Raw genomic sequence first — 10000 nt, forward strand, 5'->3', positions numbered from 1 at the left:
CCTTTTATTCGCTTTAAAAGCTTCTGGATTTGCAAACAAAGTGCTGGTTTCAAAGCTTGAACGCTGAATTAAAGCAGGATTGGCCTGGTATTGGCGAATCGCGTAAATACCGGAGAATTCGTTGCCGTGGGTGCCGCCCACTATCGCAACCTTAGCAATTTTAGTCATAAGGCTTACCTCAGGAGATGATGGCAACATTATGCCTAGACATAGCAATAAATGCAGCCCATTTAACTTTAAATGCTGATTTTATGCATAAAAATGAAGAATTGTGCTTAGACTTATTAAGCCGCAGGGCGAGTGTTATTGATCATTAACACCGGTATACGTTGTTGTGAAGCCTGTTTAGATAATGCAGAGTCAAGAATATCGCTGGCCTGACAGACACATTTGCCACATTGAGTGCCTACACCCAAATTTTGTTTCAGCTCACGCATAGAACAAGCACCGGCTTCGACCTGTTGGCGAATGGCTTTATCTGTGACAGCTTTACAAAGACAAACGTACATAAATGCACCTGCGAATTAAACTGCGTGCATCATAATCTAATCAAGAATGGTTATCAATAGCTTCGCGGAGAAAATCTAAGTCATAAAAATGGGGTCAGATCACATTAGTTATGCGTAACTAATGTGATCTGACCCCATTTTAAAACTATTATTCGTTGTCTTGTGTGGCTTCGATCAGAGTTTCAGCAAACTCTTCAGGGCCAATCACTACACCTGGTTCCTGTGCATGCGGGAATATAGCTATAGCTAATTCGTCACCGTCTAAACCACTGGTCCATTTGTCTAACCAGGTTGCTATATCTACAGCCTGAGCCTGACACTGAGCCCAGTCGCCATTGATCCATAGTTCTGCTAATTCAGCATGTGGCCATACCGGGATGCAGCGTTCTTCATCAGCATCAACCAATACAAAACCTTCTTCATCTACCAGGATCCAGATCTTTTCCAGATCGGCCACGGCCTGAATGAAGTAATCGTAACGCTGTTCAGCGTCCAATAAACTGAGTTTATTTAAATCATCAGCTGTTAATTCGTAGTTCATTGCTATCCCCTTGGAGCCTGACGGAAAAGGCGCACATAATGACTGAAAAGACTGTGATCGACCAGTAAATTCTTTGTGTATAGCTGCTGTCCTTATGGCGACGGCGCTTTTAACTGCGCCGTCAGGACAACTTCAATTCACTTCAGTATAGCAAGGCCTTATAGTGGTTTTACCTCACGCACTGGCACCTGCGGATAACAAACGTCCATATTACCGTTGCCTTTGTGCTGATAAAACACATGAGTGCGTGAACGGCGCTCAGCCAGGGCCTGTGAAAACTCTGAACTACTGGTACTCAGCCACTCCAATTGCAGCTGGCGGTCGGGTGCTAAGTCCGATCCCAACCGAGCCTGCCTGATCGTAGTACGAGCGGCCACTGAACCTATAACGCCACCATCTGCGGTATCACCACGACGGATACGATTGATTGCGTATTGGCCCCAAATCACCTTACCAAAAGCCGACATATTTTTATCCAGATGGCGTGTCGCCTGCCCCATCATAATTGCAATGTCAGCAACCCCCGTATCAGGCTCATTGGCGCGGGCCATATTCACTACACCAGGGCAATGCACCAACCATTCCTGATTTTGCTCGCGAGCAACAGCGAAGCCCTGATTAAATCCTGTTTCCTCAGCTAATAAATCCGGGCGCTGCACCAATAGGTAAGGATCGCTGTTACGGACTGGCCAACTAAATTCAGCTTTCATAGGTGCGAGCTTGGCTCTGTTGCCCCACTCATGCTCTGGCACTCCAAACTGCGCAACAAAACCTTCAATCACCCGATAAAAAGTGACGCCATCATAAAAACCGGCTTTCACCAACTCTTTGACCCTTTTCACGTGCTGTGGCGCAAATTGAGGTGCTAATAAAATAACAATACGTCCCTGATCAGTTTCCAGATACAGCAGATTGTCCTGTGGCAGCAGTTGCCAGGAAGAATTAACCACAGTTGCAGGTGCCGCAGCACTGGCTGAAGGACTTTGCTGTGCCATGACCAGCATCGAATTTAACGCAAGCAACAAAGTACAAACAGATAAAGCTTTCATCAAATCTCCAACATTCCATTTAAACTGCAGGAAGCATGCTTATCAACACACCATAACGTAATGCTTTGCCAAATCCTACCAGCAGTACAAACCAGACGAAAGGAACCCTGAGTATCCCGGCCACTAAAGTGAGGGGATCACCTATCACTGGCAGCCAGGCAAACAGCAAGGACACTAAGCCCCAGCGCTGGAATTGATTGCTGGCTCTGTTAATTTGACCCGCATTAAACATAAACCAGCTTTTGTGCTGAAACCTGAGTAATTGCCGGCCTAAATACCAGTTCAGTAAGGAGCCTGAGGTATTAAACACTGTCGCTATACTCCAAAGCAACAGTGTCGGATATCCCTGTTTTATCAGTCCTATGAGCACTAGCTCTGAGCCAAACGGCAGCAAAGTGGCCGATATAAAAGCGCTAAAGGCCAGACTCAGATAAGGCCAGATTAGATCTGCCATCAGCTATAAAAATAAAGCAGACTTAATCTTAACCAGAACAGCACTAACATCAGGGCACCAAAAACATAAACGGCAAAACGCATCCGTACATGGTTAGCGCCAACGTGGATATAAGCGTGGAGCAGACGGCTGACGGCAAATAACCACCCCAAAATAACCAGACTAAGATCCGCAACACCAAACTGGAATGCAAAAACCACGGCAAATACATACAACACAGGTAATTGAAACTGGTTATCAAAGTTGCGGCTGGCGGTAATAACCTTTTCGTTTGCACCAGTCAAATCCATCACCCGGAAGGCTTTGAACGGCAATTCACGGTTTTTGGCCGCTTTAAACCGACGCTTCCCCATCAGTACCATCATGGCAAGGCTTAATATCACCTGCACCAGCACTGAACCAAATAACAATTTATCCATTGTTTCCCCTTGAATTCAAAAGCTTAAAATGGGGTCAGATCACATTAGTTATACGTAACTAATGTGATCTGACCCCATTTTTATGTCGGTAGACAGTGTACGTCAATTGTCTTCTTACTGTCATCTTTGGCCGTTAGGCTACGACACAGATCGGCTTTTAGTTATACTGCACTGGACTTTTCATTATGAGACCACGCAGATGGCGCAATTGTATTTTTATTATTCAGCGATGAACGCAGGTAAGTCGACCTCTTTACTGCAAAGTGCATACAACTATCAGGAAAGAGGCATGACAGTGGCGCTGTTTACCGCTGCTATTGATGACAGATTTGGTGTGGGCAAAATCAGCTCGCGCATAGGCTTGTCGATGGACGCGCTGATTTTTGATGCCAATTTTGACTTTATTGACGCTTGCAAAGCGCTGAAACAGCAAGGTGCTCTGGATTGCGTACTGATTGATGAAGCTCAGTTTTTATCCAAAGCTCAGGTTAAACAGCTGACCTATGTAGTTGATGATCTGCATGTGCCGGTACTGGCTTTTGGCTTAAGAACTGACTTTTTAGGTGAAACCTTTGCCGGCAGCCAGGCGCTGCTGGCATGGGCAGATAAGTTAGTAGAACTGAAAACTGTTTGTCACTGCGGCAGAAAAGCCAACTTTGTAGTGCGGCTGGACGAAAACGGTAAGGCGGCCACTGCAGGTAGCCAGGTGCAGATAGGCGGTAATAATCAATATGTCTCTATGTGCCGTGCTCACTTTAAAGCGCTGGTCTGGAGGGACTAACAGGAGTGTGTGGATGCGGGTTTTGTATGGTGTGCAGGCGACAGGCAATGGACATATCAGCAGAGCCCGGGCTATGGGCAAGTACCTCAAAGCCGAAGGTGTCCAGGTCGACTTTTTATTTTCTGGCCGACCTGCAGATCAACTCTTTGATATGCAACAGTTTGGTGACTATCAGGTAAAAACGGGCCTGACTTTTGTAACCGAACAAGGCCATATCAATTATGTAAAAACTGCCCTCAGAGCCAGGCCTTTAGAACTTTGGCGGGATATCCGCCAATTGGACTGTTCGGCCTATGATCTGGTTCTGACCGACTTTGAACCTGTTACGGCCTGGGCAGCGCGCAGTCAGAAAAAACCTTCCGTTGCTTTTGGCCATCAGTACGCGTTTTTACATCAGATACCACAAATTCACTCCAACCCGCTAAGCCGCAGTATTTTTAAATATTTTGCTCCGGCTCAGCAGCAAATAGGTTTGCACTGGCACCATTTTAATCAGCCTGTATTACCCCCTATTGTTGATTTGCAGCCAGCTGTGAATACGGCGGACCTGGATAAAGTGCTGGTTTACCTGCCATTTGAAGACCAACAACAGGTGATCCGCTGGCTTCAGCCTTTAACTCAGTATCAGTTTTATTTGTACGGCCCTGGACTGAGTAAGAGCCAGCATGGCCATATTCAGTGTTCAGGACCTTGCGTCGAAGATTTTAAGCGTGATTTGCTACACTCCAATGCTGTGCTCAGTAACGCAGGATTTGAATTAGTCAGTGAAGCACTGCAGCTACAAAAACGCATACTGGTAAAGGCGTTACAAGGACAGATGGAGCAAGAATCCAACGCGCTGGCACTGACTCAGTTACAGCTAGGGCAAAGCACCAGCAGTTTGAGTACTCAGGTGATTTCAAGCTGGTTAAGTTCTGCGGAAACAGGCCATAAAGTGCAATACGCTAATGTGGCTTTAGCCTTAGCTAAGTGGATCCGTGCCGGGGCCTGCCCCGGTGAATTACAGCAACTTAATTTATGGTGAAGGCGCAGCCACACTCTGGCTGGCCCTATGATCGCAATTTAAGTTCAATATTCTTACGAGCGCAGTCGCTTTGTGTTGTGATAGGCTAGCGACTGTTAGTGTGAGAGTTGAGCTAAGTGGTTTCCAAGCAAGCATTTTATCGGTCAAAAAAAGTTCTGGTCATTGAAGATTACGAACAAGTCATAGCGTACATGAAAAGCATGTTAGCGCTGATTGGTTTCGACCACGTTGTGGTTGCCCGTAATGCTGAAACCGCCATGTCTGCCTGCCGTAAGACGGATTTCGATTTTATCCTGTGTGATTACAATCTTGGCGTTGGCCGGGATGGTTATCAGCTGTTTGAAGCCCTAAAAGCAGAACATTCCCTCAAGCACAGCTGCTGCTTTATTGTCGTCAGCGGTGAACGTCACCGCCAGGCTGTTTATGGCATGATTGAGTTCCTGCCAGACGATTACCTGCTAAAACCTTTTAGTTATGCTGAATTAGAGCGTCGCATAGGCCGGGCTTTCCAGGTGAAAAGAGCCCTGAAATATGCATATCAGATGATAGCTGAAGAAAACTACCCGGAAGCCATTCAGGCCTGTGATGTGGCTTTGGAGCAATACCCACTGCATCACGCTTATATCAATAGACTAAAAGGTGAATTGCTGGTCAAAGTAGGCCGCTTTAAAGATGCTGAAGATTTGTATACTCAGGTACTGGAATTCAGGGATCTGCCCTGGGCTAAGCTGGGAATAGCGGTGGCTAAGGGCTATCAGGACCAGGACACCGAAGCTGAGGACTTATTAACTGAATTGGTGAACCAGCCCGAGACCCGTATTGAAGCTCTGGATTGGCTGACCCGTTTGTATTTGAGCCAGAACAAAACCGAAGAAGCCTTTAATACAGTGCGTATTGTGGCCGAAGCTTCTCCTAAGAATTACCTGCGCCAACATGTGTTAGCTAATCTAGCCGTTATTAATAATCAGCCGGACCTCGCTGTTCGGATCCACTCAAAATTACTTGAGGCGGCCAAATATTCGATGTACGACACAGCTGACAATATGCTGAATTACGCCAGAGCTATGATCCAAAACGCTCAGGATATGTCGGTCAGGGACAGACGCACAGTACTTGGCAAAGTGGATTACTTTTTAAAGGATGTAAAAAAGCGCTTTAACCCTGCGACCTACGAACATGACAAGCTGGTGATCGAAGCCAGAGCTGCGGTGCTGGAAGGCAAAACAGAAAAAGCTAAAAGTCTGTTGCAGCAAAGTGAAGAATTGAGTCTGGGTAAAACCTTATCGCCCTCCGCTTTGCTGGACAGAGCCAGAGCTTATTTTGAAAGCGGCAATCTGGCTATGAGCGACCACTATATGGGCAGCCTGAATACTTTGTCGCAAAGCTCAGATTTATACAACAAAGCTCTGAATATGATGTTTTTATCTGAGCAGGATAAATACAGCAGCAAAAGAGCCACTATGATGGCCAGTCACAATGCGGGTATGGAAGCATATAGCCTGGGGCAATATTCTGAAGCTATTAACTATTTTATAGAAGCGCAGAAAACTATGCCTGCCAATGCCAGTATCGCCATGAATCTGTTGCAGGCTATCAGCCAGCGTGGCCGTCTGAATGAGGATTTGATCTATCTGGCTCACAAATGTATGAACGTGATAGATGACGCAGAATTGCCCAAAGACCAACGTAAAAGATATCAGTTCATCAAAGAGCAAATTCAGCAAATGTTGTAAAAATGGGGTCAGATCACATTAGTTATGCGTAACTAATGTGATCTGACCCCAATTTTATTAGTTGTAGCCGTTTGGATTATTTTTTTGCCAGTTCCAGCTGTCGCGAACCATATCCTCTAGTGTCTTTTCTGTTGTCCACTTCAACACCTGAGCCGCCTTTGACGGGTCGGCATAACATTGCGCTATATCACCCGGGCGACGATCCGTCAGGACATAAGGAATGTCCAGTTGATTGACTTTGCTGAAACTGTGGATCACATCGAGCACTGAATAACCCTGGCCTGTGCCCAGATTAATGTAATCAATGCCCTGGACCTGCTGCAGATATCCAAGAGCTGCCAAATGGCCGCGTGCTAAATCAGAGACATGAATAAAGTCACGCACTCCTGTGCCATCCGCAGTCGGATAATCAGAACCAAACACCTGCAGTTTGTCCCTTTTACCAACGGCAACCTGAGTAATAAATGGCATCAGGTTATTAGGGATGCCATTGGGGTTTTCACCAATCATGCCACTGGCATCAGCACCTACAGGGTTAAAGTAACGTAACACCGCAATCTTCCAGTCAGGATCTGACGAGTGCAGATCAGCCAGTATATGCTCAATCATCAGCTTACTCTGGCCATAAGGATTAGTGGCTGAGCGTGGCGCAGATTCATGAATAGGCATCTGCTCTGCCGCGCCATATACAGTAGCGGAAGAACTGAACACCAGCTTTTTCACCCCATACTGGCTCATCACTTTGCACAGGTTGATAGTGCCCGTCACATTATTTTCGTAATACCAAAGTGGCTTGGCGGTCGACTCCCCCACTGCTTTCAGAGCCGCAAAATGGATCACGGCTTTAATAGGATACTGCTCGAAGACTTGTGCTAAAGCCTGGCTGTCCAGTACGTCACCCTGAATATCAATCAGAGAGCGGCCAGATAACTGTTGCACACGTTTCAGTGATTCGGAGCTAGAGTTATGGTAGTTGTCAAAGCTAATCACCTGCTCATTGGCGTTTAGCAAAGCTAATGCAGTATGGCTACCAATATAGCCAGCACCACCGGTCAGAAGTACATAACTCATAACATCCCTATTATTGATATTTGTTGACCAAAGCTTTCAGATTTTTGGCAAATTCGGTCTTCAGATCCGGATCCCGTAAACCATACTCAACGAAAGCATTCATGTAACCAATTTTATTACCACAGTCATGGCTTCGGCCTCTGATGTGATACGCATCCACTTTTTCTTTATGGATCAGCATTTCAATAGCATCTGTCAGCTGGATTTCATCACCGGCACCTGCAGGAGTGCGTTTTAATAAATTCCAGATAGCTGCTGAAAACACATAACGTCCCACGACGGCCAGATTCGAAGGCGCGCTGTCGACATCAGGTTTTTCCACAATGCTTTTAATAGATTGCGACTCGCCAGCTTTGATTTGCTCATTGCTCAGGTCCACAATACCATAGGCACTAACCTGTTGCTCAGGCACTGGCTCCACCATAACCTGGCTGGCGCCTGTCTGATTAAACCGGGCAATCATTTCAGCCAGATTTTCTGTTTTTAAGTTGCTGTCGTAATGGTCGATCAATACATCAGGCAACACCACTGCGAAGGGATGTTCGCCAACCAAAGGTAAAGCACACAACACCGCATGACCCAAACCTTTAGCTTCGCCCTGGCGCACGTGCATGATAGTGACGTCTTTTGGACAAATACGCTGCACATCATCCAGCAACTGGCGTTTTACCCTTTTTTCCAGTATGGATTCCAACTCAAAACTTTTATCAAAGTGATTTTCAATTGAGTTTTTTGAGGAATGAGTCACCAGAACTATTTGTTTGATACCAGCCGCTATACATTCGTTGACCACGTACTGGATCAACGGCTTGTCTACCAGAGGCAACATCTCTTTTGGAATAGCCTTAGTTGCCGGTAACATACGGGTGCCAAGTCCTGCGACAGGTATAACCACTTTTTCTAACTTCACCAGAATTCTCTCCAAGATACTTCAGACTTTATAGTGCTGATTAAAACTTTACTGAGTCACCACGCCCTATGGCAAAGTAACGGAAGCCCTTTTGTTTCAGCCGCTCTGGCTCAAACAAGTTGCGACCATCAAAAATGATGGCCTGCTTTAATTTTGCTTTGATCTGATCAAAATCAGGAGCTTTAAATTGCTGCCATTCTGTACAGATAATCAGGGCGTCAGCATTGTCTAACGCCTGCTCTTTGTTCTCTGTCAGCAGCAAATCTGCTCTAGAACCATAAATACGGCGGGTTTCATGCATAGCTTCCGGATCATAAGCCTGCACTACAGCGCCTGCCTGCCATAAGGCTTCCAGCAGCACCCTGCTTGGTGCTTCGCGCATATCGTCTGTGTTTGGCTTAAAGCTCAAACCCCAGACAGCAAATCGTTTCCCTGTCAGATCGGCACCAAAACAGCCCCGGACTAAAGCCGGTAATTTCAGTTTTTGTGCTGTGTTCACTTGCTCCACGGCGTGCAGAATAGCAGGACTGTAGTGATGTTGCTCAGAACTACGGATTAATGCCTGTACATCTTTTGGAAAACAGGAGCCGCCATAACCACAACCAGGATAAATAAAATGATAACCAATGCGTGGATCAGAACCTATGCCTTTACGCACGGCTTCAATATCAGCGCCAAGCAATTCAGCCAGAGTTGCCATTTCATTCATAAAGGAGATTTTGGTGGCCAACATGCAATTAGCCGCATATTTGGTCAGCTCAGCACTACGCACATCCATAAAAATCATTTTGTCATGGTTGCGGTTAAAAGGTGCATAAAGCTCACGCATCAGCTCTTTTGGATGATCGTCGTAACAGCCGATGATGATCCGATCCGGCCTCATGCAGTCATTGACTGCAGCACCTTCTTTTAAAAACTCAGGGTTTGACACTATGTCAAAACCAATAGCCAAACCTCTTTCCTGCAGTTTTTGGGCGACTACAGCTTTTACTCTGTCTGCAGTTCCAACTGGCACAGTAGATTTATCAATAATAACTTTAGGTTCTTGCATGTACTGAGCTATGGTCGATGCAACTGCCAGTACGTACTTTAAATCGGCTGAACCATCTTCATCCGGTGGTGTGCCCACCGCAATAAACTGCACTTCACCATGCTCTACGCCTGATTGAGCGTCAGTGGTAAAGCGCAGGCGTCCGGCCTGATAATGCCGTTCAACCAGCGGAGTTAAACCAGGTTCATAGATAGGAATAATGCCTTTTTTCAGGTTCTCCACTCTGTCATGGTCGATATCGACACAAACCACATGGTGGCCAACCTCGGCTAATACTGCAGCCTGCACTAAGCCGACATAGCCTATGCCAAATACGGTAACTTTCACTGACTTTCCTTTAATCTTTTACTGGCAGACGTTGAATTAATCCGGTGCATAGCACCAGAGAGTGCCTGCATCATGAGGCGCTGACACTTTACCTGACCTGAATCAGGTTAAGCTATTGTGTTGTGTTGCAG

General features: G+C 46.1%; 12 protein-coding genes. 3 read left to right on the plus strand and 9 right to left on the minus strand.

Annotated features, from left to right (window positions below; all coding sequences use genetic code 11):
* The 6 genes from LDL40_RS05655 to LDL40_RS05680 all read right to left on the minus strand — a co-directional run.
* The coding region (locus tag LDL40_RS05655) for a succinylglutamate desuccinylase/aspartoacylase family protein (RefSeq protein WP_367304300.1) at positions 1-198 on the minus strand (198 nt) is incomplete at its 3' end.
* Positions 199-284: 86 nt separating this feature from the next.
* Positions 285-509 carry a bacterioferritin-associated ferredoxin gene (locus tag LDL40_RS05660; protein ID WP_300994214.1) on the minus strand — a complete coding sequence of 75 codons (225 nt, stop codon included), beginning with the start codon at positions 507-509 and terminating at the stop codon, positions 285-287.
* Between the two features lie 148 nt (positions 510-657).
* Positions 658-1050 carry a DUF2750 domain-containing protein gene (locus tag LDL40_RS05665; RefSeq protein ID WP_300994215.1) on the minus strand — a complete coding sequence of 131 codons (393 nt, stop codon included), beginning with the start codon at positions 1048-1050 and terminating at the stop codon, positions 658-660.
* A gap of 158 nt (positions 1051-1208) precedes the next feature.
* Positions 1209-2099 carry a peptidylprolyl isomerase gene (locus tag LDL40_RS05670; protein WP_300994216.1) on the minus strand — a complete coding sequence of 297 codons (891 nt, stop codon included), beginning with the start codon at positions 2097-2099 and terminating at the stop codon, positions 1209-1211.
* Positions 2100-2118: 19 nt separating this feature from the next.
* A complete protein-coding gene (locus LDL40_RS05675; RefSeq protein ID WP_300994217.1) occupies positions 2119-2553 on the minus strand; it encodes a YqaA family protein in 435 nt (144 codons plus the stop codon).
* Positions 2553-2972: an MAPEG family protein gene (locus LDL40_RS05680; RefSeq protein WP_300994218.1), complete on the minus strand. Its 420-nt coding sequence runs from the start codon at positions 2970-2972 to the stop codon at positions 2553-2555. Before LDL40_RS05680 ends, LDL40_RS05675 begins: the two co-directional genes overlap by 1 nt.
* A gap of 199 nt (positions 2973-3171) precedes the next feature.
* Between LDL40_RS05680 and LDL40_RS05685 the strand changes: the two genes are divergently transcribed.
* The 3 genes from LDL40_RS05685 (at position 3172) to LDL40_RS05695 (ending at position 6510) form a co-directional block, all read left to right on the plus strand.
* Positions 3172-3753: a thymidine kinase gene (locus tag LDL40_RS05685; protein WP_300994219.1), complete on the plus strand. Its 582-nt coding sequence runs from the start codon at positions 3172-3174 to the stop codon at positions 3751-3753.
* Between the two features lie 13 nt (positions 3754-3766).
* Positions 3767-4777, plus strand: coding sequence for an MJ1255/VC2487 family glycosyltransferase (locus LDL40_RS05690; RefSeq protein ID WP_300994220.1), 1011 nt, complete (start codon positions 3767-3769; stop codon positions 4775-4777).
* A gap of 116 nt (positions 4778-4893) precedes the next feature.
* Positions 4894-6510, plus strand: a complete 1617-nt coding sequence (locus LDL40_RS05695) for a response regulator (RefSeq protein ID WP_300994221.1) — start codon at positions 4894-4896, stop codon at positions 6508-6510.
* Between the two features lie 57 nt (positions 6511-6567).
* On the opposite strand, the gene galE is transcribed toward LDL40_RS05695, so the two are convergent.
* The 3 genes from galE to LDL40_RS05710 are packed head-to-tail and all read right to left on the minus strand — an operon-like array spanning position 6568 to position 9869.
* Positions 6568-7581, minus strand: coding sequence for a UDP-glucose 4-epimerase GalE (gene galE, locus LDL40_RS05700; protein ID WP_300994222.1), 1014 nt, complete (start codon positions 7579-7581; stop codon positions 6568-6570).
* A 10-nt stretch (positions 7582-7591) separates the two neighbouring features.
* Complete coding sequence (gene galU / locus LDL40_RS05705) at positions 7592-8491, minus strand: UTP--glucose-1-phosphate uridylyltransferase GalU (protein ID WP_300994223.1); 900 nt, start codon at positions 8489-8491, stop codon at positions 7592-7594.
* Positions 8492-8531: 40 nt separating this feature from the next.
* Positions 8532-9869 (minus strand): UDP-glucose/GDP-mannose dehydrogenase family protein, encoded by a 1338-nt coding sequence (locus LDL40_RS05710; protein ID WP_300994224.1) that lies wholly within the window; start codon positions 9867-9869, stop codon positions 8532-8534.
* Positions 9870-10000 lie beyond the last annotated feature (131 nt).

Origin of the sequence: Rheinheimera sp. (assembly GCF_020217005.1) — a bacterium.
GTDB lineage: Bacteria > Pseudomonadota > Gammaproteobacteria > Enterobacterales > Alteromonadaceae > Pararheinheimera.